Consider the following 21,537-nt stretch of genomic DNA (forward strand, 5'->3'; position numbering starts at 1 on the left):
CAGTTCTGTCAGGACCAGAGCACACATTCGCTCACTCCGGCTTCGGTGGGCAGTCGGGAGAAACCAGGACAATTCGCGGCTTGCGGACTGACGTGATCCGGCTGAGCTTGGTTCAGAGGTCGAGGTATCCGTCACGAGCTGCTTCTCGCAAGGAGCCGTACATGTTCGGCACCGGACGCCCCAGCGCTGCATACCGAGCAGCGATGCGCTGGAAGTAGGTTTCGACGGTGCTCGAAGCCACGGGCTGCGGTAGCGACTTCCCGATCGCCTTCTTCGGCACGCCCGCAGCCAACTGCTCTAGCACCTCGACCTCTCTGGGCGCCAGGCCCGCGAGCACTGATGGGTCGGTGAGGAGCGCCTCGGCAAAGTGACCGCTGGTGGCGAACTGGCCGGCGGCTACCTGCCGGACCGCTTCGACCAGGTCTTCCTCGCGATCGGACTTCAGCGCCAAGCCACTGGCTCCAGCGAGCACCAAGCGCCGCAGGAGCGCCGGACGGTTCTCAGCCGTGAACAGCAGCACCCTCAAACCGAGTTCGGTGAGTGCTCGGACGTTGTCCTCTGCACGGCTACCGTCGTTGAGGTCGATGTCGAGGAGCACCACATCTGGGTGAGCCACTCGCGTCCAGTCGATGTCGCGCACGCTGGTCACCAGGAAGTCGACCGTGACCTCTGGTGCGAGTTCGCAGATCACGGCGATGATGCCACGCAGCACCACAGGGTGGTCGTCGATAGCGGCCAACCTGATCTGCGCGCTTTGAGCTGACGGCGCAACGGCTGCAACGGGTTCAGTGGTCACCGTTCAATCGTCCCCAGCCCCGACGCCGGCGCACGTCCTGTTTTCTCCGGACTCGCCGTGACCGCAAGCTTGTCGACGTTGGACAGAACAACCGGCGAGGAGCTCAACTTCAGGTAGCTCAGGTTGTCTGTCATCAGGCGAGTGGTGGTGTCTTCCAGTGCTTGCCACCGGTCGAAGACCGACTGCGCAAAGGGCGTCACCGTGATTGAAGTCAGCGAACCGGACCCACGTGGCGTGGCAGAAACAACGACGCGCCACCCTTCACTGACTTCGGACTCGAGGATGCGTAGAGCCTCCAGAACGAGGGCATCCTGCGTGGCACTGAGATCGGCGTTACGAGCCAGCGTGACGGCCGCGCCACGCACCCGGAGGTCCTCGACAACTGGTCGCTGGGCAGCCGTCCACTCCGCCCTACCTGCACCGAGGCCGTCCCGCACCCGCGCCTCGTAGACGGCTGCGAGCCGTTGCACCGATTCGTCGTGTGGATCGAGCTGTCCGTCGGCGATGTCGTGGAGGAAGGGCGCGATTCGGTCTCGAAGGCCGCTGACGCGTTGCAGTGCGAGCGCCTCTCTCGTGCTGGCCTCGATCTCCCGTCGGTAACTCTCGATTTCGCGTGCTTCAGCCTGCTTCATCTGCTCCGACAGACGACGGCCCAGCCTGACGGCAACAGCCAGGCCCCCTACCCCGATGATCGGGGTCGCGATTGCCGGACCGAGTCGAATCAGCATGTCGCCATCGGCACCGCGCGCCACCATCGTCAGTACCGGCGTGACCACTTGAGCGATGCACACCGGCATCGCTTGGCGCAACGGTCGGGAGGCGACCACGAGGGGCAGAAGGATGATGGTCGACCCAGCCAGCCAGTACTGCGCGGGATCAGCGGTTTCCATGTCGAAGGTGAAGCCACCCACGGCACTGATGGCGAGCGACAGGAGCGCAAGCAGAACCGCACCCGGTGTACCGGGACTTGAATGCCGGTAGCCGATCGACGCGGCCAGCCACACCCCCACCAGGAGGAACGAGAGCCCGAGAGCCAATGTCGGCCTGGCCACCGTGTGGACCATGACCAAGCACTGCGCGACCACCAGGGCCGCGTACGGCGCCGTCACCAAGAAGATCGTCCGGCGGGCGTCGATGCGGTCGAGCCAGTCGGTGACTGGTGGCGACGGAGGTTGCCACGAGAGCGTGACCGTCGTTCCAGCGCCTGAGGAGGTGATTTCGGCCGTGCCGCCGACTTCTTGCGTCCGGGCGAGGATACTGCGGCTCACGCCATATCGACCGGGCGGCAAGTGTTCGACATCAAAACCGCGCCCGCGATCGATGATGTGTATTCGGGTGCGCCGACCCGCGGAGTCGATGCGCACCTGCGCTTCCGACTCACCGCTGTGCAAGCGCACATTTCGTAGCGCCTCACGCACGGCAGCAGCGAACGCAGTGGCGACAGCCGAGGGAACATGTCCGGCACCACCAGTGACGGCCACCGTGAGTCCTGATTCATCGGCAATGCGTTCAACCTGTTCGGCCAACGCCAAAGCAGGCTCGGGACGCGCAAGACGTTCCACGTCCCGGGCGGCCTGAGCGGCTGCTGCTCTCACTTCCGGTTTGTTGAGCCGATCCCCCAACACCACTGCTTTGAGCGCATGGGCGATGCCGTCGTGCAGGAAATGGTCGACCCAACGGGCGTCGGCGGCCATGGCGACAGACCGCGCCTCGCGTCGTTGCTGCGCCACACTCGCGCCGGCGCGACGGTCGTTGGCCGATGCGACCTTGTACATCCTGTGGCCCAGCAGAATGACGGCGACAATCGCGGCCCAGCGGCCGAACTCGTCAACCAATAGCAGGTGCGCCCCCCGCCCCGAACCGTCGCTGTTCAAGACCAGGATTCGAACGCCCGTGACGACTGCCAGCGCAGGCAGCGACCAGAGCAACGGTAGGGATGCCCCAATGCACAGCATGTACAACGAAAGGAACAGCGTCGTGGTGGTTGCCTCTGGACTGACAACGACCACCACCAAGGTGGACAGCCATACGAAGAGCCCGACGAGTGGGTGAAAGCCGAATCGCAGCACCAGCAGGGCCGCAATGAAGACCAGCGGCAGTTGAGCAACTATGTCCCAGGGCAGATTCGTCGGATGTGCGGCGATCGTCGGCCAATCAGCCAGCACGAAGAACGCGCAGCCTGCGGCGAACACCCCACGCAATGCCCGATCCACGCTCGCTGTCCACGCGTCCACGGGGCCGACCGTAGCGAGAGACAGCATGACTCGCCTCGATATTGCGGCGCTAGGCATTTACCGAAAGAAGTCAGCGATCGCTACTGATCCGTGGTAATGACTATGCCTTCAATGAGGAGTCGCACAGCAATTCCTTTCGGCGGCTACGACTGCACTATGACAAACAACGTATCCACAAGAGTGCCCGATGAACTGCACAATGCGAACGATTCGCCCACTCGAGCCTGATCGACATCCCGCGAGGAATACCGATCAGGCACGAGGGCGCGATCGGTGCATCAGTGGACGTAGGAAACCGAAGTGTCGTTCGACACAGCCAGGCCATTGGACGTCAGCTCAGGCGATACGGAGATCGACACACCGCCACCTCCGCTTTCCCCATCGCTGGGCATCTCCGGAAGCGCGGTCGTGAACTTCGGCTGACCGTCCTTGACGTCGTACCCTACGAGCGAGCGTGCGCTGCTCACGGCAAGCTTGCCGTCGGCACACCACGCTCCGCGCGAGTCGGCCGCTTGGATCGTCCACTTCGGTGCACCCTTGTCATCGATTCCGAAGTAGCTCGAACCCTGCGACGAAATGATCGTTCCGCCGCAGTAGAAGGCCGGTGAACCCTGCAACTGGTACTTGATGGTGGTGGGCTTGTCCGAGTTGACCACCTGATAGGTCGTGGAGTCACTGGTCGAAGTGCCGAGCACCAGCGGCGGTGTCTTGTCGTATGACCGGAAACCCCCCACCTGATCTTGAGCCACGAGCGACTTGCCGACCGACAACGGACCGTTCTCGGTGGCTTGGCTGATCACCTTGCCGCCGCCGAAGCCGACGATCTTACCCATCTCAGCCGGCTGCAGTTCACCGGAGGAGTCGTCGAGGATCAACTGCTTACCTGAGGAGTCAGAGCCGTACAGATACAGCTTTCCCTCGTACACCGCGCCGTATGCGTTCTGATCCTTGCCGAGCACGAGGAGCTTGTTCCAGTTGGCTTTACCGTTGTCGCCGAACTTACTCATGGTGTTGGCGCCGGAGCTCGAATCGTTGGTGGCTGCAACGTACGCCGCGTGCGGGGTAACAGCGGCGAAGGCTGCGCTCTGCCCGCTGCTCGGCACCGGGATCGACGAAACCGACTTTCCGTTACTGAGGTCGTAGGTCACCAAGGTCGACGGCGACGGCGCGCTTGAGGAGGACGAATCAGAACTATCGCTCGACCCACTCGCGGCTGCGGATTTGGTCAAGCACCACAAGCGCAACTCACCGGCCACACACTGAACAGTCTGACCTTCAGGGAACTTGACGGTCCACTTTGTGGTGCCTGCAGTGTCGACTCCGGCGAGCAGATGAGTACTCGTCGTCTGATAGGTATCGGTGTTGGTCTGCGATTTGGTCACGTTGGCCAAAACCCAGTCTCCAGCTTGGGTGGCGTAGCCGAAACAGGTCGGTCCGTCAGTCGTCCCATCCGACGAGGACGATGCCGGGCACCCGAAATCCGGGGCAATCTGAGCGAACGTCTTGCTCCACTTCAAGGCAGGCTGGTTCGACAAGGACAGGGTGTCTCTGGAGGTGCCTGCATCACCGGCCTTCGAGCCATCGGGCCAGAACAGCAACGCAGCACTCGCACCGATCGCGAGGGTCGCTGCGACACCCGCGGCCAGCCACAGTTTGCTGAGTCCCCTTGACCTGCGTGCACCAGGATCCGCGGCGGCCCCGGTGACCGGCGTGGTAGCGCCCGACGTCTCCGATTCCGAGACGACCACCTGCTGTGGCGACGACTCCGACGACCATTGCCGCCGCTCGTCCGGATGCTGACTTCGCGCCGAGGATTCACCAGTCGAAACAGGGTCGACCGCGCGGATCGGAGCAACCTGCGTTTCGCCACCGAACTCGTCGCCTGGGACGTCGGTCACTGCTGAACCGCACGAGGCGCAGAAACGTGCTTTGCCGGCCAACCGCTGGCCGCACTCACCACAGAACATCGTCATCTCCAATGTGGGGAAGTAAGGGTCAATTCGCCCGGTTGCTATTCGGTCGAGGTCGGGCTGGGCACCTCAGAGCTGAGTCCGAGCAGGCGTGGGTTACCGAGAACCACCGAGGACGACTCATCTCCTGAGCACTCCGACTTGTTGACCTTGATCTCCAGCCGCAGCACCTTGGTGACATCGATGTCCAGGTCGTACGTCTGCCCGAACGCGATCGTCTTCGACCAGAGCTTCTTGCCGTCACCGAAGACCTCGACAAGTGCGGTGTTGGTAGAGGAGGTGGAGGAATCGTCTTGTCCCACAGTTGCTTTCAGCTGGCGGTAATACGTACCAAGGTTGTAGGACGCAGTCTGTCCAGAGTCCCCGCCACAGATCCTCTGGTTGACGGCGTGGGGATAGCTCTTGCCCTTGATGGTCGCCGCATCCTTGCTGAACGCTCCACTGACCGCGGTCAACTCATCGACGTACTGGATGACAGCCTGCTCGGCGACCGTGATGGTCACCGCCGTGCCCGTCGGATCGCCCGCCTTGACCGACTGAGCGATCACAGTGCCGGCTGCGCCGTCCTCCACGAGCGACTGCTTCTCGGTGACAGTCACACCCGGGAGCAGAGCTCGCACCTCGCCCGAGGTTTTCCCGGACAGGTCGGGCATTGTGGTCGGTGCCGTCGGGGCCTGCGACGTCGAGGTCGGTTCCTGCGCTGAGCTGTCACTCGTCGCTGCGGACGCGTCCGAAGACGTCTGCGTGGCCGTTCCTCCCACGCTCGATCGCGATGTCGATGCGCCAGGGCCAGCGTCGGTCGAGGTGTCGTCCTTCTTGCCGAGCAGCGTGAATGCCAGCACACCAGCTATAGCGACCGCAGTGATCCCGGCGATCGACGCAATCACTTTCGACTTCGAGTTCGAGCCTTCTGGTTCGTGGCTCGACTGGTGAGCAGGACGGCCAGATGTGGGCGCTGCAGATGCGGGCGGAGCACTCACCTTTGGGTAGACATCTGTGCGGTCCGGTTGCCCTCCGGCTGCTGCCTGAGCGTTCCCGGGCGTGTGCGCAGCCGTCGACGGGAGCTGCGCCGTGTGGTCGCTGGCTGATCCTCCCGAATCAATCGTCGGCACCGGCGCACCACACCGCCGACAGAACTTCGCCCCAGAACCGAGTTCGCCCCCGCAGTTCTGACAACTCATTCGTTCCCCTTTCAAGCAGGACCGATGATTGCCCGGTCAACCGCCGGGGCCAGACTATGAAGCCTGCGGGTGGTTGGCTTGTCCGTAAAACTCCCTACACGGGTGGTCACAGCGACGGCCTCTGGGTCGCTTCCGTCCGCTAGCGAGCTCAGCTCGGGTAGATCTCCACAGCCGTTGCCTTGACGCTGAAGTGCACCCGCTTGCCCGGATACAGATCGAGCTCCGCGACCGAGGAAGCGGTCAGGTCGGCCAGCAGTGTGTGTCCGGACGCATCCGTCGCGCGCACCCGCACCTGCGCGTCCCGTGGTTCCAGCTCAGTGACCGTGACCGGGAAGGAGTTACGCGGGCTGCCGTGAGCAGCGTCCTCGTAGACCGCGACGACATTCGGGCTGAAGACCGCGACCGCCTCGGCACCGGCGGTGAGCGGACTGCTCGGGACGCCGGCGACGGGCACCCGCCCTGCGGCGTCCACCAGTTCGGTGGCAGAGGTAGCGATGCCGCGCACGAGGTTGACGCCGGCGATCCGAGCGGTGAAGGGGTTGCGGGGTTTCTGGATCACCTGCTCGGTGGTGCCCGACTCCACAATGCGTCCGCCGTCCATGACGATCACCCGGGTGGCCAGCAGTAATGCGTCCAACAGATCGTGGGTGACGATCAGTGCCGGCCGGTCGGCCAGCACCCGTCCGAGCACCCGTCGCAGTGCGGGTGCAGCGCCGACGTCGAGATTCGCCATCGGTTCGTCGAGCAACAGCAGTCCGGACCCGGCGGCGAGCGCCCGGGCAATCGCGACCCGTTGCGCCTGCCCGCCGGACAACTGGGCCGGACGACGGTCAGCGAACTCAGCGGCATCGACCTCCGCCAACCACCGCATCGCCTCCGACCGAGCGGCTTTCACCTTCATCCCCCGCGCCCGCGGGCCGAAGGCCACGTTGTCGACCACGCTGAGGTGCGGGAAGAGCAACGGGTCTTGCGCCAGCAACGCGATGCCCCGCGCATGCGGCGGCAACCAGGTGCCGCGACCGTTGCGAAGGTCGTAGAGCGTGCGATCACCGAGCGTGGCAGTGCCGGAATCGGGCCGGAGCACACCGGCGAGGACCGACAACAGTGTCGACTTGCCCGCACCGTTGGGTCCGAGCACTGCCACCCGCTCCCCCGGTGCGAGCTCCAGATCAACCTCGAGGTGTCTGGCTGCCAGACGTGCGCTCGCGGTCAGGTGACTCATGTGCGTTCCCCGTCGTTGCGGCGCTGACCAGCGCGGCCGTGCACCAGCGCGACGACGAGCACTGCGGTCACGACGAGCACGAGCGACAGAGCCACGGCGGCGTCCGGATCGCTCTCCCGCTGCAGGTAGATCTCCAACGGCAACGTGCGGGTGACACCTTCCAGGCTGCCGGCAAAGGTGAGCGTGGCGCCGAATTCGCCGAGGGAGCGGGCGAAGGCCAGCACGGCACCCGACGTGAGCCCCGGCAGTACGAGCGGGAGCGTGACCCGTCGCAGCACGAAGGTCGGTCGTCCGCCGAGAGTCGAAGCCACGTGCTCGTAGCGCCTACCGACGCTGCGCAGCGTGCCCTCCAGGCTCAGCACCATGAACGGCAGCGCGACGAAGGTCTGGGCGAACACCACCGCCGTCGTCGAGAAGGCCACCTGCAGACCCAGTGCGTCGAAGGTGCTGCCCAGCAGACCCCGGCGACCGAAGGTATACACCAGCGCGATGCCGCCGACGACCGGCGGCAGCACGAGCGGCAGGAGCACCAGGGCCCGGAACACTTGTTTGCCGGGAAAGTCGTTGCGTGCCAACACCATTGCCATCGGCACCCCGAGCACCACACAGAGCAGGGTCGAGGCTGCGGACGTCCTGAGGCTGAGCCACAGGGCAGCCCGGGACGACTCCGAAGTCACCAGGGCACGGAAGTTCGACCAGTCGACCTCGGCCACCATCGCAACCAAAGGGATCAGGATGAAGGCTGCACCCAGTGCTGCGGGCACGTGGATCCACCGCGGTAGCCCTGAGTAGTCAGGCTGACGCTTCCGGGGCGCGGCCAAGCGGCTCACTCGGCCGGGAAGGCCACGCGGAATCCGGCGTCCGCCAGAGCCCGCTGCCCCTGTGGCCCGGCCACCGCGCCGATGAAGGAATCCGCCAGGTCGGCGTCCGCGCTCGTGCGCAGCGCTGCCACCGGGTACTCGTTCACCGCGGACGACGACTGCGCGAAATCGATGCCCTTCACCTTTCCGGCGGCAGCTTTCACATCTGTGCGGTAGACCAGCCCGGCATCCGCCTCACCACTGACGACCTTGCCCATGACGCCGGTGACCGACGACTCCTCACTGACCGGCTTCAAGGTCACGCCCGCGGCTCGCTGCACTAGCTGCGCCGCCGCACCACAGGGCACCTGCGGCGCGCACACGACCACTTTGACGCCAGGACCGGTGAGGTCAGCCAGCGAGTTGACGTCGGCCGGATTGGTCGGTGGCACTGCGATCTGCAGCGTGTTGGAGGCGACGACGATCGGTTTGCCGACGGCCAAACCACTATCGGTCGCCTTCTTCATGGTCGCGCTGTCGGCGGGGGCGAAGACGTCGGCGCGGGCGCCCTGCTGTAGTTGGGCCAAGAGGTCAGATGACCCGGCGAAGTTGAACTTCACTTTCACCCCCGGATGCTCGGCTTCGAAACGCGTACCGAGTGCGGTGAAGGTCGGCTTCAGCGATGCCGCGGCGAAGACCGTCAAGGTCTTGGAGCTCGTCTGGTCGTCGTCCGAGCCGCATCCGGCGGCCGACAGCAGCGCCGTGCTCGCCACGACGACTGCCGCTACCGACCGCACGCGACCCGACCGCCGTCAGTCCGCCAGGGGCGCGAAGGGTAGGCCCCGAGCTTCCAGTTCGGCCTGACCGCCATCCAGGGCGGTCAGCACCCAGAGGCCACCCTCGGTCGCGGCCACGGTGTGCTCCCAGTGGGCCGCCCGCGAACCGTCGTCGGTGACGACCGTCCACTCGTCCTCGAGCTCGTGCGTCTCGTAGGTGCCGAGGGTGACCATGGGCTCGATCGCAACCGTCGCGCCGACGCGGATCTGCGGGCCCTTGGCCTTCACCCGTTCGTTGTAGACGGTCGGCTCCATGTGCATCTCCTGGCCGATGCCGTGCCCGGTGTAGCCGTCGACGATGCCGAAGGTGAGGTCGTGCCCGTCCGCGCGGACGGCCTGCTCGGACGCCTCGATGGAGCTTTGGATGTCGGCACCGAGTTCGTAGACACCACGGCCGGGACGGAACCCGCCGATGCCCGACCACATCGAGTCTCGCGTCGCGCGGGACAGCGCGAGGTCTTCGGGACGCGCGTGCACATCGCCGCCGACGATCAGGGTGATCGCGGAGTCGCCGTGCCAGCCATCGACGATCGCGCCGCAGTCGATCGACACCAGGTCGCCATTGCGTAGTACGCGGGCGCCCGGGATGCCGTGCACCACCTCGTCGTTGACCGAGACACACAAGGTGCCCGGGAAGCCGTGATAGCCGAGGAAGGACGGTGTGGCCCCTTGCGCCCGGATGAACTTCTCCGCGAGAGCGTCGAGGTCACCGGTGGTAACACCCTCCCCGGCAGCCGCGGCGACTTCCTGGAGGCAGCGGCCGACCACGAGACCGGCGCGCCGCATCTTCAGCAGCTGGTCGGTCGTCTTGACAGGGAGTCTTTCCTTGCTCAGGCCGAACACCACGTCAGCGCGATGCCACGCCACCCAGTGCGTCGTTGATGCGCTGGGTCACCTCGTCCATCGAGCCCTCGCCATCGACGTCCACCAACAACCCGCGCTCGCGGTAGTTGTCGGCCAACGGCGCCGTCTCCTTGCGGTAGAGCGCCTGACGGTCTCGGATGACGTCCTCGGTGTCGTCGGTGCGACCACTGGTCTCGGCCCGCTTCAGCAGACGAGCGATGAGCTCCTCGTCGTCGACCACCAGTTCGAGCACTGCGTCGAGCCGGAAGCCGTCCTGCGCGAGCATCTCGTCGAGTGCCTCCACCTGAGGCAGGGTGCGCGGATAGCCGTCGAGCAGGAAGCCCGCCTGCGCGTCGTCCTGCTTCAGACGGTCGGCGACGATCGCGTTGGTGAGGTCATCGGAGACATACCCACCGGCGTCCAGGATCGACTTCACCTGCTTGCCGAGCTCGGTCTCGTTCTTGATGTTGGCCCGGAAGATGTCTCCGGTGGAGATGTGCGGGATCTCGAATGCGTCGCAGATGCGCTCGGCCTGTGTGCCCTTGCCGGCACCGGGCGGGCCAAGAATGATCAATCGCATCGAGCAACCTCCACGTCGTTGTCACCGGCCGAAGGGATCGGGCCGTCGGAACACTGGCGGGATTCTACCGAGCACCGGCCGAATCGGTCGATGCAGGTCGCTGCGCGGACCGCCGGCAATCGAATCATGCCGGTTCGGAGGAATGTGCCTCTGCCACTTCGTCCAGCTTCGCGGCGTCGGTGCCAGGTCGCAGCGTGTGAGCGGTCGGCGTGTCTCCGACGATCGCGTTGTGGCTGCGGTGCCAGAACAGGTAGCGCGACCCGAGGTTGACCATGGCCGCGGCGCGGTTACGCACGCCGAGCAGGGTGAACACGTGCACACCGGTCCAGATGACCCATGCCGGGAAGCCCTGCATGCGCGGCAGGTGCGTCGCTTCGGCCACAGCTGAACTGCGCCCGATCGTGGCCAGGATGCCCTTGTCCTTGTACTTGAAGGGCTCCACCTGCTCACCGTGCAGATCTGCCTTGATCTGCCGTGCGACATAGTCGCCGCCCTGCAGCGCCGGCTGCGCAAGCTGCGGGAGCGCTCGGTCGCCCTCTTCGACCGCGATGTCGCCGACCGCGAACACCTTGTCGAGGCCCTCGACGCGCAGGTGATCGTCGACCTTGATTCGTCCACCACGCCCTTGGGGCACGCCCCAGTTCGCCACGGCGTCCGGAGCCTTGATGCCACTGGCCCACACCACGACACCGGCCGGCAGGAATTCGTCGTCGCCAACCACGACGCCGTTCTCACGCACTTCCTTCACGGTGGTGTTGAGACGCAGGTCGACGTCGCGCTTCAGCAGGGCCTTGCGGGCGTACTCCTGGCTCTTCTCCCCGAATGCCGACAACAACTGCGGCGCCATCTCGATCAGGGTGACGTGGGTGCGCTCGCGGCTCAGCTCGGGGTAGGTCACCGGCATGTCGTTGTTGCGCAGTTCGGCCAACGCCCCGGCCGTCTCCACTCCGGTCGCACCGCCACCGACGACGACGATGCGCACGTCCTCACCTTGACGGTGGGCCGCTGCGTACTCCAGGCCCGCGAACAACCGGTCGCGTACGGCCAGCGCCTGGGCTCGCGTGTAGAGCGGCAGCGCGTATTTGTCCGCGCCGGGCACGCCGAAGAAGTTCGCGGTGACACCGGTAGCGATGACCAGGTAGTCGTAGCGCACCGCCTCCCCGCCTTCGAGCAGCACCTCGCGCTGTTCGTGGTCGATCGTGGAGACCTCGCCGTTGACGAACCGGACGCGGGGGTTGTGTTCGCGCACCGCGCGCAGGAACCACGTGACATCGCCGGGGTTCAGGGTGGCCGTCGCCACCTGGTAGAGCAGCGGCTGGAAGGTGTTGTAGTTGTGGCGGTCGATCAGCACCACATCGACGTCGGTCTTGCGCAACGCGCGGACCGTGGCCAGACCGCCGAAGCCTCCTCCGAGAACAACGACGCGCGGCTTGCCAGAAGTCTGCTCAGTCATGCCTCCAGCCTAAGCGCGCACCGACTGCAGCCGACGGAATAAGCAGTGTGATCTGGAGCAAGCTCGTCGATCAACACTGCCGCGGTAGCACCCGGCACACCACGCTGGAACAGTCGCGCAGTCAAGACGGCTCGGCCGGTCAGCAGCAACGCCTGCTGACCAGCCGAATCGAAGGTGAATGCAGAAGATCTAGCGCAGGAAGCCTTCGTAGTTGTGCTGCTGCAGCTTGGAGTCGATCTGCTTGACCGTCTCCAGACCGACACCCACCAGGATCAGGATCGAGGCGCCGCCGAAGGGGAAGTCCTGACCTGCGCCCACCATCGCGAGCGCGATCAGCGGGATCAACGCAAGGACGGACAGATAGATCGCCCCCACGACGGTGATGCGGTTGAGCACGTAGCCGATGTACTGGGCCGTGGCTTTTCCGGCCCGAACGCCCGGGATGAACGAGCCACCCTGCTTCAGGTTGTCGGCCACCTCGTCCGGCTGGTAGGTGATCGACACGTAGAAGAAGGTGAAGAACAAGACCATCGCGGTGTAGGCCGTCATGTACATCCACGAATCCGGCCGCGCGAGGTTCTGGTTGATCCACTGCACCCAGCCGGCGTTCTGGTTGGCGAAGGTCGAGACCATGACCGGCAGCGACAGCAGCGACGAGGCGAAGATGATCGGGATCACGTTGGCCATGTTGACCTTGAGCGGGATGTAGGTCGAGGTGCCGCCGTACTGTCGGCGACCGATCATCCGCTTGGCGTACTGCACCGGAATCCGCCTGTTGCAGTTCTCCACGAAGACCACGACCACCGTGATGACGGCGCCCATGATGCACACCATCGCGAACTTGCCCCAGCCCTGGTCCTTGATCGCCCACACCGACGCCGGCACCGAAGCGGCGATGGCCGTGAGGATGAGCAGCGACATACCGTTGCCGACGCCCTTTTCGGTGACCTGCTCACCCAGCCACATGATCAGACCGGTGCCGGCAGTGAGCACGAGCACCATGATGACCAGGGTTGGGATGTTGTTGTCGGTGGTGACCGTCGGGCAGGTCAGGGGCGTACCACCCAGCAGTCGGGAGGGCGCGTTGGCGGCGCCCGCGACAAGGGTGGACGACTGGAGTAGAGCCAGGCCGATCGTCAGATAACGCGTGTACTGCGTCATCTTCGTCTGCCCCGACTGCCCCTCCTTCTTCAGTTCCTCGAAGCGCGGGATGACCACGGTGAGCAGCTGCACGATGATGCTCGCGGTGATGTAGGGCATGATGCCCAGCGCGAAGATCGAGAACTGCAGCAGTGCTCCACCGCTGAAGAGGTTGGCCAGGCCCAGCAGACTCTGCGTGCCGGAGGCGGCCTTCTGGCAGGCCTCCAATGCGGAGTACGAAATACCTGGCGTCGGGATGTGCGACCCGAGCCGGAACAGCGCCATGATCGCCAGCGTGAACAGGATCTTCTTGCGCAGGTCAGGCGTGGTGAATGCGCGACCGAAAGCAGTCAGCAAAGGATCCTCCTGAGAACCGCCGCAGGGCGGCGGGCCGACCAATCGGTCGTTGCATGTCGTCGGGCCACGGTCTGCCGTAGCCACGTGTTCAGAAACTTTACCTCGCAACAACGCCGCCCCAGCACGTGTGGTTCCCCGGGGGGACCGCACGCCCTGAGGCGGCGTTCAGTGTTGCGTCAGGCTCACGCCTGGGTGATCGAGCCGCCGGCGGCTTCGATCTTGTCCTTGGCCGAGGCCGAGAACTTCTCCACGGTGAGGTCGACCTTGACGGTGATCTCGCCGGTGCCGAGAACCTTGACCGGCTGGCCCTTGCGGACCGCGCCCTTGGCCACGAGGTCTTCGACCGACACAGCGCCGCCTTCGGGGAAGAGCGCCGAGATCTTGTCGAGGTTGACGACCTGGTAGGTCACCTTGAACGGGTTCTTGAACCCGCGCATCTTGGGCAGACGCATGTGCAGCGGCGTCTGACCACCTTCGAAACGCTCCGGCACCTGGTACCGAGCGCCCGTGCCCTTGGTACCGCGACCAGCGGTCTTACCCTTGGAGCCCTCACCACGACCAACGCGGGTCTTGGCGGTCTTGGCACCAGGAGCAGGACGCAGGTGGTGCACCTTGAGTGCGTGCGTCTTCTCGTTGTCAACCATCAGTCAATCTCCTCAACGGTCACCAGGTGGCGAACCGCACGGACCATGCCCCGGATCTCCGGGCGGTCCTCCTGCTCGACGGTGTGGCCGATGCGCTTGAGGCCCAGCGAACGCAGGGTCTCGCGCGCCTTCGGCTTGTTACCGATCTCCGACTTGACCTGGGTCACCTTCAGCGTTGCCATCAGGCACCTGCCTTCTCGGACGCCGCAGCGGCCATGGCGCGCTGCATAGCGACCGGAGCGACAGCATCCAGCGGTAGACCGCGGCGAGCCGCGACGGCCTCCGGACGCTCCAGGCCCTTGAGGGCTGCAGCGGTGGCGTGCACGATGTTGATCGCGTTGTCCGAGCCGAGCGACTTGGACAGCACGTCGTGGATGCCTGCGCACTCCAGCACGGCGCGCACCGGACCACCGGCGATGACACCGGTACCGGCAGCGGCCGGGCGCAGCAGGACGACGCCTGCAGCAGCCTCACCCTGGATCGGGTGCGGGATGGTGCCACCGATCATCGGGACGCGGAAGAAGTTCTTCTTCGCTTCCTCGACGGCCTTGGCGATCGCGGCCGGCACTTCCTTGGCCTTGCCGTAGCCGACGCCGACGGTGCCCTGTCCGTCTCCGACCACGACGAGCGCGGTGAAGCTGAACCGGCGACCACCCTGCACGACCTTGGCCACACGGTTGATCGTGACGACGCGCTCCAGGTACTGGTTGCGCTCGTCGTTCTGGTTGTTACGACGGTTGTCGCGTCCGCCGTCACGGCCGCCGCGGCCGCGACGGTCGTTGTTGTTGTCGCTGTTCTCGGGGCCGCCCTGGGCGGAGCCAGCGGCACCTCGACGCTGGGGTCCAGCCATCAGTGGTTCCTCATCTCAGCAGTGTTGGTCATCATCAGAGCGTCAGGCCACCCTCACGGGCGCCATCGGCGATGGCGGCGACACGACCGGCGTACCGGTTACCACCGCGGTCGAAGACGACGGCCTCAATGCCGGCGTCCTTGGCGCGAGCAGCCAGCAGTTCGCCGACCTTCTTCGCCTTGGCAGTCTTGTCACCCTCGAAGGAGCGCAGGTCGGCTTCCATGGTCGAGGCCGACACCAGCGTCTTGCTCTGGGTGTCGTCGACGATCTGGACGAAGACGTGACGCGAGCTGCGGTTGACGACCATGCGCGGACGCGCAGTCGTACCCGAGACGCGCTTGCGCAGTCGGAAGTGACGGCGGTTACGAGCAGCAGCCTTGCTGTTCGAGCGCTTGACGATTCGTGCGTTTGCCATGGCTTACTTACCGGCCTTTCCGACCTTGCGGCGGATGTGCTCACCCTCGTAGCGCACGCCCTTGGCCTTGTACGGGTCGGGCTTGCGCAGCTTGCGGATGTTGGCTGCGATCTCGCCGACCAGCTGCTTGTCGATGCCACTGACCGAGAACCGGGTGGGGTTCTCGACGGCGAAGGTGATGCCCTCGGGCGCCTTCACCAGGATCGGGTGGCTGTAGCCGAGAGCGAACTCCAGGTCGGAGCCCTTGGCGGTCACGCGGTAACCGGTGCCGTGGATCTCGAGCTTCTTGGTGTAGCCCTCGGTGACACCGATGACCATGTTGTTGATCAGGCTGCGGGTCAGGCCGTGGCGCGAACGAGCGTCACGGTCGTCGCTGGGGCGGGTCACCTCGACGGTGCCGTCCTCTGCCTTGGCAACGCTGATCGGGCTCGGGACCGTCAGGGCGAGCGAGCCCTTGGGGCCCTTCACCGCGACGTCCTGACCGTCGATGGTCACGTCGACACCGCTCGGCACCGGAACCGGAAGACGTCCAATACGAGACATTGTCTATTCCTCCTTTGTTCCCGGATTACCAGACGTAAGCGAGGACTTCCCCGCCTACACCCTTGGAAGCGGCCTGCTTGTCGGTCAACAAGCCGGACGACGTGGAAAGGATCGCGACCCCCAGGCCACCGAGCACGCGCGGCAGGTTGGTGGACTTGGCGTACACGCGCAGACCGGGCTTGCTGACGCGGCGAACGCCGGCGATCGAGCGCTCCCGGTTGGGGCCGTACTTGAGGTCGATGATCAGGGTCTTGCCCACCGTTGCGTCCTCAACCCGGAAGTCCGCGATGTATCCCTCGGACTTCAGGATCTCAGCAATGTGAGACTTGAGCTTCGAATACGGCATCGACGTCGAGTCGTGGTGCGCCGTGTTGGCGTTCCGGACTCGGGTCAGCATGTCCGCAATCGGGTCGGTCATGGTCATTGGGCTGTCCCGCCCTCCCTCACCGGGGTTTCAGACGCGAGGATTCGCGGCCGACCTTCGGTGTAGATCTTTGTAACTTCAGTGAGTGTGTGAGCTGGTTCGTCGAAGCGGTGCATCTGCATGTGCATCGCACCGCCCGACGGGGGTCACCAGCTTGACTTGGTGACGCCGGGCAGTTCGCCGCGGTGCGCCATCTCGCGCAGGCAGATACGGCACAGGCCGAACTTGCGGTAGACCGAGTGCGGACGACCGCAACGGTTGCAGCGGGTGTAACCGCGCACCGCGAACTTCGGCTTGGCGTTCGCCTTGTTGATCAGGGCCTTCTTCGCCATGTCACTTCTCCTTGAACGGGAAGCCCAGCTGGCGAAGCAGCGCGCGACCCTCGTCATCGTTGGCAGCCGTGGTCACGACCGTGATGTCCATGCCACGCACGCGGTCGATCTTGTCCTGATCGATCTCGTGGAACATCGACTGCTCGGTCAGACCGAAGGTGTAGTTGCCGTTGCCGTCGAACTGCTTCGGCGACAGGCCACGGAAGTCGCGGATACGGGGCAGAGCCACCGAGACCAGGCGGTCCAGGAACTCCCACATGCGGTCGCCGCGCAGCGTGGTGTGCGCACCGATCGGCATGCCCTCACGCAGCTTGAACTGGGCGATCGACTTGCGCGCCTTGGTGACAGCCGGCTGCTGACCGGTGATGGCCGAGAGGTCGCGGATGGCGCCCTCAATCAGCTTGCTGTCACGGGCTGCGTCGCCGACACCCATGTTGACGACGACCTTGGTCACCGTCGGCACCTGCATGACGTTCGAGAACTCGAACTGCGCCAGCAGTGCCTGCTTGATCTCGTCCTGGTAGCGCTGCTTGAGGCGCGGCGCTGCCGTCTGCTTGGTAGCGGTCTCAGTCATCACAGGTCCTTACCCGAGCGAACGGACACTCGGGTCCGGACGGTCTTGGAACGACCGTCACGCTCAACGGTCTCGACGCGCGTCTTGATGCGGGTCGGCTTACCGGTCTCGGGGTCGACGATCTGCACGTTGGACACGTGGATCGGCGCCTCGACGACCTGGATGCCACCGCTGGCCTGGCCCGGCTGGCCGGCGCGCAGGTGCTTGGTGACGCGGTTGACGCCCTCGACGACCACACGACCGGTCTCGGTGTTGACCGAGATGACCTTGCCCTGCTTGCCCTTGTCGGGCCCGCTGATGACCTGAACCAGGTCGTTCTTCTTGATCTTCATCTTCGCCATGGCCTCAGATCACCTCGGGTGCGAGCGAGATGATCTTCATGAAGCGCTTGTCGCGCAGCTCACGGCCCACGGGGCCGAAGATGCGGGTGCCACGGGGGTCACCGTCGTTCTTGAGGATCACCGCAGCGTTCTCATCGAAGCGGATGTAGCTGCCGTCCGGACGACGACGCTCCTTGCGGGTGCGGACGATGACCGCCTTGACGATATCGCCCTTCTTGACGTTGCCACCGGGGATGGCGTCCTTGACGGTCGCCACGATGGTGTCACCGATGCTGGCGTAGCGACGACCCGAGCCACCGAGCACACGGATGCAAAGGATTTCCTTCGCACCGGTGTTGTCGGCGACCTTCAGTCGCGACTCCTGCTGGATCACAGTTCTTCTCCTGTCGTCTCACTGGTTCTCTGCCACCGGATGAGGTGCGAGCCTTGCGGAACGGATACATGTACGTCTCAGGTCCACTGGCCATCGCTGGCCATGCCGAAGCCCCGTGAGATTCACGGAGCTGGAGGACTCAGAGGTTTTGAGCGCCGTACGGCGACAGCCCAGTCTAGGGGCCACCGCCGTACGGCTCCAAATCACGCCGCCGCGGCGGGGTGGGTTGTGACACCCACCACCAAGTGCGACGACGAGCGGATCACTTGGCCTTCTCGAGGATCTCGACGATGCGCCAGCGCTTCTGCGCCGACAGCGGTCGGGTCTCCATGATCAGGACGCGGTCGCCGACGCCGGCCGAGTTGTCCTCGTCGTGCGCCTTGATGCGGCTGGTCTTACGCATGACCTTGCCGTACAGGGCGTGCTTGACGCGGTCCTCGACCTCGACCACGACGGTCTTGTCCATCTTGTCGCTGACCACGTAACCCTGGCGGGTCTTGCGGTCGTTGCGAGCTACCGTCTGCTCGGTCATGTTCAGCTCACCTTCTCGTCGGTAGCGGACTCGGTTGCACGGCCGATGCCGAGCTCGCGCTCACGCATCTCGGTGTAGATCCGTGCGATGTCCTTGCGGACGGCGCGCAGCCGCGAGTTGTTCTCCAGCTGACCGGTGGCCGACTGGAATCGCAGGTTGAACAGCTCCTGCTTGGCTTCCTTGAGCTGACCGACGAGCTCGTCGTCGCCCAGTTCGCGCAGCTTCGCCGGCGCGAGGTCCTTGGAACCAAGAGCCATCAGAAGTCACCACCTTCACGTGCGACGAAGCGGCACTTCATCGGCAGCTTGTGCATCGCCAGGCGCAGGGCCTCGCGAGCAACTTCTTCGGACACACCGGACAGTTCGAACATCACACGACCCGGCTTGACGTTGGCCACCCACCACTCCGGCGAACCCTTACCCGAACCCATGCGGGTTTCGGCAGGCTTCTTGGTCAGCGGACGGTCGGGGTAGATGTTGATCCACACCTTTCCGCCACGCTTGATGTAGCGGGTCATCGCGATACGAGCGGACTCGATCTGGCGGTTGGTGACGTAGGCCGGCTCGAGAGCCTGGATGCCGTAGTCACCGAAGGTCACCTGCGTACCGCCCTTGGCCATACCGCGACGGCCGGGGTGGTGCTGCTTACGGTGCTTCACACGACGCGGAATCAACATCAGGCGTCGCCTCCCTCAGTACTCGGAGCCACCGCTGCGGTCTCGGCGACCGGCTCGGCCGAAGGGGCCTCGGTGGACTCGACGGGAGCCTGGTCGCGACGAGCGCCACCACGTCCACCGCGGTCACCGCGTGCCGGACGGTCGTCGCGGCCGCGACGCTGCGGACGCGAGGGGGCGGCAGCCTGCTCGCGAGCCAGCTCCTTGGCGGTCAGGTCACCGTTGTAGATCCAGACCTTGACACCGATGCGACCGAACGTCGTACGAGCCTCGTAGAAGCCGTAGTCGATGTTCGCGCGCAGCGTGTGCAGTGGGACGCGACCTTCACGGTAGAACTCGGTGCGGCTCATCTCGGCGCCGTTCAGACGACCGGAGACCATCACCTTGATGCCCTTGGCACCGGCGCGCTGCGCGGACTGGATGCCCTTGCGCGTCGCACGACGGAAGTTCACACGAGCAGCAAGCTGCTCGGCGATGCCCTGGGCGACCAGCTGAGCGTTGGCCTCGGGGTTCTTGACCTCGAGGATGTTCAGCTGCACCTGCTTGCCGGTCAACTTCTCCAGCGAGCTGCGCAGGCGGTCGGCCTCGGCGCCGCGGCGACCGATGACGATGCCCGGGCGAGCGGTGTGGATGTCGACGCGGACGCGGTCACGGGTGCGCTCGATCTCCACGTGGGAGATGCCGGCGCGCTCCATGCCCTGCGACATCAGCTTGCGGATCGCGACGTCTTCCTTGACGTAGTCGGCGTAACGCTGACCCGGCTTGGTGCTGTCTGCGAACCAACGGCTGTTGTGCTCGGTCGTGATGCCGAGGCGGAAACCGTTCGGGTGAATCTTTTGACCCATGTCTCAGCGGCCTCCGTCCTTCTTCTCGGGCTGTGCGACGAACACGGTGATGTGGCTCGTGCGCTTGTTGATACGGCTCGCGCGGCCCTGAGCCCGCGGGCGGAACCGCTTCATGGTCGGGCCCTCGTCCACGAACGCCGAGCTCACCACGAGGGTGCGCTCGTCAAACGCGACCGAGTGCTTGTCAGCCTGCACGCGGGCGTTGGCGATGGCGCTCTGGAGCACCTTCAGCACCGGCTCGCTCGCGCTCTGCGGCGCGAAGGTGAGCACGTTGATCGCCTCCTGGGCGTTCTTGCCCCGGATGAGGTCCACGACGCGGCGGGCCTTCATCGGCGTCACACGGACGAACCGCGCCTGCGCCTTGGCTTCCATCGCCTGTCCTTTGCTTTCGGTAGTTGCAGTCATGCTGGGATCACCAGGTCTCGCCCCCGCGTCAGCGGCGGCGGCCCTTCTTGTCGTCCTTGACGTGACCCTTGAAGGTGCGCGTCGGGGCGAACTCGCCCAGCTTGTGGCCGACCATCGACTCGGTCACGAAGACCGGGACGTGCTTGCGGCCGTCGTGCACGGCCAGCGTGTGGCCGAGCATCTCCGGGGTGATCATCGAACGACGCGACCAGGTCTTGATGACGTTCTTGGTGCCGGCTTCGTTCTGGACCTCGACCTTCTTGGCGAGGTGGTCGTCGACGAAGGGACCCTTCTTCAGGCTACGAGGCATCTCTTAGCGCTTCTTTCCAGTACGACGGCGGCGGACGATCATCTTGTCGCTGCTCTTGCCCGGCCGCCGGGTGCGGCCTTCCTTCTGTCCCCACGGCGACACAGGGTTACGACCACCGGAGGTCTTGCCCTCACCACCACCGTGCGGGTGGTCGACCGGGTTCATGGCGACACCGCGAACGGTCGGGCGCTTGCCCTTCCAACGCATGCGGCCGGCCTTGCCCCAGTTGATGTTGCTCTGCTCGGCGTTGCCCACCTCACCGACGGTCGCGCGGCAGCGCGCGTCGACGTTGCGGATCTCACCGGACGGCATACGCAGCTGGGCGTAAGGGCCGTCCTTGGCAACGAGTTGCACACGCGAACCGGCCGAGCGAGCGATCTTCGCACCGCCACCGGGCCGGAGCTCGATGCAGTGGACGACGGTACCGGTCGGGATGTTGCGCAGCGGCAGGTTGTTGCCGGGCTTGATGTCGGCGCCGACACCGTTCTCGATCGAGTCGCCCTGACGCAGCTTGTTCGGCGCGATGATGTAACGCTTCTCGCCGTCCGCGTAGTGCAGCAGCGCGATACGCGCGGTGCGGTTGGGGTCGTACTCGATGTGCGCGACCTTCGCCGGCACGCCGTCCTTGTCGGAGCGACGGAAGTCGATCACACGGTAGGCGCGCTTGTGGCCACCACCGATGTGACGCGTCGTGATGCGACCCGAGGCGTTACGGCCACCGGTCTTCGGCAGCGGACGCACCAGGGACTTCTCGGGGGTCGAGCGGGTGACTTCAGCGAAGTCGGCCACGCTCGAGCCACGCCGTCCCGGCGTCGTCGGCTTGTACTTACGGATACCCATTGTTTGTCCTTGTCCTCGCCGTCG

At 65.2% G+C, this 21,537-nt stretch carries 28 protein-coding genes; all 28 read right to left on the reverse strand.

Annotated features, from left to right (window positions below; translation table 11 throughout):
- Positions 1-112: 112 nt before the first annotated feature.
- A complete protein-coding gene (locus tag J5M86_RS11670) occupies positions 113-796 on the reverse strand; it encodes a response regulator transcription factor (protein WP_188059265.1) in 684 nt (227 codons plus the stop codon).
- Positions 793-3,030, reverse strand: a complete 2,238-nt coding sequence (locus J5M86_RS11675; protein ID WP_188059264.1) for a sensor histidine kinase — start codon at positions 3,028-3,030, stop codon at positions 793-795. The genes J5M86_RS11670 and J5M86_RS11675 overlap by 4 nt, the downstream gene beginning before the upstream one ends.
- 278 nt (positions 3,031-3,308) lie before the next feature.
- Complete coding sequence (locus J5M86_RS11680; RefSeq protein ID WP_188059263.1) at positions 3,309-4,928, reverse strand: hypothetical protein; 1,620 nt, start codon at positions 4,926-4,928, stop codon at positions 3,309-3,311.
- A gap of 113 nt (positions 4,929-5,041) precedes the next feature.
- Positions 5,042-6,181 (reverse strand): NPCBM/NEW2 domain-containing protein, encoded by a 1,140-nt coding sequence (locus tag J5M86_RS15795; RefSeq protein ID WP_371811180.1) that lies wholly within the window; start codon positions 6,179-6,181, stop codon positions 5,042-5,044.
- A 148-nt stretch (positions 6,182-6,329) separates the two neighbouring features.
- Positions 6,330-7,403 (reverse strand): sulfate/molybdate ABC transporter ATP-binding protein, encoded by a 1,074-nt coding sequence (locus J5M86_RS11690; RefSeq protein ID WP_188059261.1) that lies wholly within the window; start codon positions 7,401-7,403, stop codon positions 6,330-6,332.
- Positions 7,400-8,167, reverse strand: a complete 768-nt coding sequence (locus J5M86_RS11695) for an ABC transporter permease (protein WP_370587302.1) — start codon at positions 8,165-8,167, stop codon at positions 7,400-7,402. Before J5M86_RS11695 ends, J5M86_RS11690 begins: the two co-directional genes overlap by 4 nt.
- A 62-nt stretch (positions 8,168-8,229) precedes the next feature.
- Positions 8,230-8,976, reverse strand: a complete 747-nt coding sequence (gene modA, locus J5M86_RS11700; protein ID WP_244328339.1) for a molybdate ABC transporter substrate-binding protein — start codon at positions 8,974-8,976, stop codon at positions 8,230-8,232.
- A 39-nt stretch (positions 8,977-9,015) separates the two neighbouring features.
- Positions 9,016-9,906, reverse strand: a complete 891-nt coding sequence (gene map, locus J5M86_RS11705) for a type I methionyl aminopeptidase (protein ID WP_256433485.1) — start codon at positions 9,904-9,906, stop codon at positions 9,016-9,018.
- Entirely contained in the window at positions 9,887-10,462 is a 576-nt protein-coding gene (locus tag J5M86_RS11710; protein WP_188059259.1) for an adenylate kinase, read from the reverse strand. The genes map and J5M86_RS11710 overlap by 20 nt, the downstream gene beginning before the upstream one ends.
- 124 nt (positions 10,463-10,586) lie before the next feature.
- Complete coding sequence (locus tag J5M86_RS11715) at positions 10,587-11,915, reverse strand: NAD(P)/FAD-dependent oxidoreductase (RefSeq protein WP_188059258.1); 1,329 nt, start codon at positions 11,913-11,915, stop codon at positions 10,587-10,589.
- A 189-nt stretch (positions 11,916-12,104) separates the two neighbouring features.
- Positions 12,105-13,412: a preprotein translocase subunit SecY gene (gene secY, locus J5M86_RS11720; protein WP_188059257.1), complete on the reverse strand. Its 1,308-nt coding sequence runs from the start codon at positions 13,410-13,412 to the stop codon at positions 12,105-12,107.
- A gap of 182 nt (positions 13,413-13,594) precedes the next feature.
- Entirely contained in the window at positions 13,595-14,056 is a 462-nt protein-coding gene (rplO, locus tag J5M86_RS11725; protein ID WP_188059256.1) for a 50S ribosomal protein L15, read from the reverse strand.
- A complete protein-coding gene (rpmD, locus tag J5M86_RS11730) occupies positions 14,056-14,238 on the reverse strand; it encodes a 50S ribosomal protein L30 (protein ID WP_188059255.1) in 183 nt (60 codons plus the stop codon). The genes rplO and rpmD overlap by 1 nt, the downstream gene beginning before the upstream one ends.
- A complete protein-coding gene (gene rpsE, locus J5M86_RS11735) occupies positions 14,238-14,906 on the reverse strand; it encodes a 30S ribosomal protein S5 (protein WP_188059254.1) in 669 nt (222 codons plus the stop codon). The genes rpmD and rpsE overlap by 1 nt, the downstream gene beginning before the upstream one ends.
- Positions 14,907-14,940: 34 nt before the next feature.
- Positions 14,941-15,321 carry a 50S ribosomal protein L18 gene (gene rplR / locus J5M86_RS11740; RefSeq protein WP_188059253.1) on the reverse strand — a complete coding sequence of 127 codons (381 nt, stop codon included), beginning with the start codon at positions 15,319-15,321 and terminating at the stop codon, positions 14,941-14,943.
- A gap of 3 nt (positions 15,322-15,324) precedes the next feature.
- The gene (gene rplF / locus J5M86_RS11745) at positions 15,325-15,864 is read right to left on the reverse strand and encodes a 50S ribosomal protein L6 (protein WP_188059252.1); all 540 of its coding nucleotides are present in this window, start codon (positions 15,862-15,864) and stop codon (positions 15,325-15,327) included.
- Between the two features lie 25 nt (positions 15,865-15,889).
- Positions 15,890-16,288: a 30S ribosomal protein S8 gene (gene rpsH / locus J5M86_RS11750; protein ID WP_188059251.1), complete on the reverse strand. Its 399-nt coding sequence runs from the start codon at positions 16,286-16,288 to the stop codon at positions 15,890-15,892.
- Between the two features lie 146 nt (positions 16,289-16,434).
- Positions 16,435-16,620 carry a type Z 30S ribosomal protein S14 gene (locus J5M86_RS11755; protein ID WP_188059250.1) on the reverse strand — a complete coding sequence of 62 codons (186 nt, stop codon included), beginning with the start codon at positions 16,618-16,620 and terminating at the stop codon, positions 16,435-16,437.
- A 1-nt stretch (position 16,621) separates the two neighbouring features.
- Positions 16,622-17,194, reverse strand: coding sequence for a 50S ribosomal protein L5 (gene rplE / locus J5M86_RS11760; RefSeq protein ID WP_188059249.1), 573 nt, complete (start codon positions 17,192-17,194; stop codon positions 16,622-16,624).
- Entirely contained in the window at positions 17,194-17,535 is a 342-nt protein-coding gene (rplX, locus tag J5M86_RS11765) for a 50S ribosomal protein L24 (protein WP_208965022.1), read from the reverse strand. Before rplX ends, rplE begins: the two co-directional genes overlap by 1 nt.
- Positions 17,536-17,539: 4 nt before the next feature.
- Positions 17,540-17,908 carry a 50S ribosomal protein L14 gene (gene rplN / locus J5M86_RS11770; RefSeq protein ID WP_188059248.1) on the reverse strand — a complete coding sequence of 123 codons (369 nt, stop codon included), beginning with the start codon at positions 17,906-17,908 and terminating at the stop codon, positions 17,540-17,542.
- A gap of 262 nt (positions 17,909-18,170) precedes the next feature.
- A complete protein-coding gene (rpsQ, locus tag J5M86_RS11775) occupies positions 18,171-18,440 on the reverse strand; it encodes a 30S ribosomal protein S17 (protein WP_188059247.1) in 270 nt (89 codons plus the stop codon).
- A gap of 2 nt (positions 18,441-18,442) precedes the next feature.
- On the reverse strand, positions 18,443-18,697 hold the full coding sequence (gene rpmC / locus J5M86_RS11780) for a 50S ribosomal protein L29 (protein ID WP_188059246.1): 255 nt from the start codon (positions 18,695-18,697) through the stop codon (positions 18,443-18,445).
- Positions 18,697-19,116 carry a 50S ribosomal protein L16 gene (rplP, locus tag J5M86_RS11785; RefSeq protein WP_188059245.1) on the reverse strand — a complete coding sequence of 140 codons (420 nt, stop codon included), beginning with the start codon at positions 19,114-19,116 and terminating at the stop codon, positions 18,697-18,699. Before rplP ends, rpmC begins: the two co-directional genes overlap by 1 nt.
- Complete coding sequence (gene rpsC, locus J5M86_RS11790) at positions 19,116-19,958, reverse strand: 30S ribosomal protein S3 (protein WP_188059244.1); 843 nt, start codon at positions 19,956-19,958, stop codon at positions 19,116-19,118. Before rpsC ends, rplP begins: the two co-directional genes overlap by 1 nt.
- Positions 19,959-19,961: 3 nt before the next feature.
- A complete protein-coding gene (gene rplV / locus J5M86_RS11795) occupies positions 19,962-20,330 on the reverse strand; it encodes a 50S ribosomal protein L22 (protein WP_188059243.1) in 369 nt (122 codons plus the stop codon).
- A gap of 61 nt (positions 20,331-20,391) precedes the next feature.
- Complete coding sequence (gene rpsS / locus J5M86_RS11800) at positions 20,392-20,673, reverse strand: 30S ribosomal protein S19 (RefSeq protein WP_188059242.1); 282 nt, start codon at positions 20,671-20,673, stop codon at positions 20,392-20,394.
- Between the two features lie 3 nt (positions 20,674-20,676).
- Positions 20,677-21,513 (reverse strand): 50S ribosomal protein L2, encoded by an 837-nt coding sequence (gene rplB, locus J5M86_RS11805; RefSeq protein ID WP_188059241.1) that lies wholly within the window; start codon positions 21,511-21,513, stop codon positions 20,677-20,679.
- Between the last annotated feature and the right edge of the window lie 24 nt (positions 21,514-21,537).

The organism is Yimella sp. cx-51 (assembly GCF_017654605.1).
Lineage (GTDB): Bacteria > Actinomycetota > Actinomycetes > Actinomycetales > Dermatophilaceae > Yimella.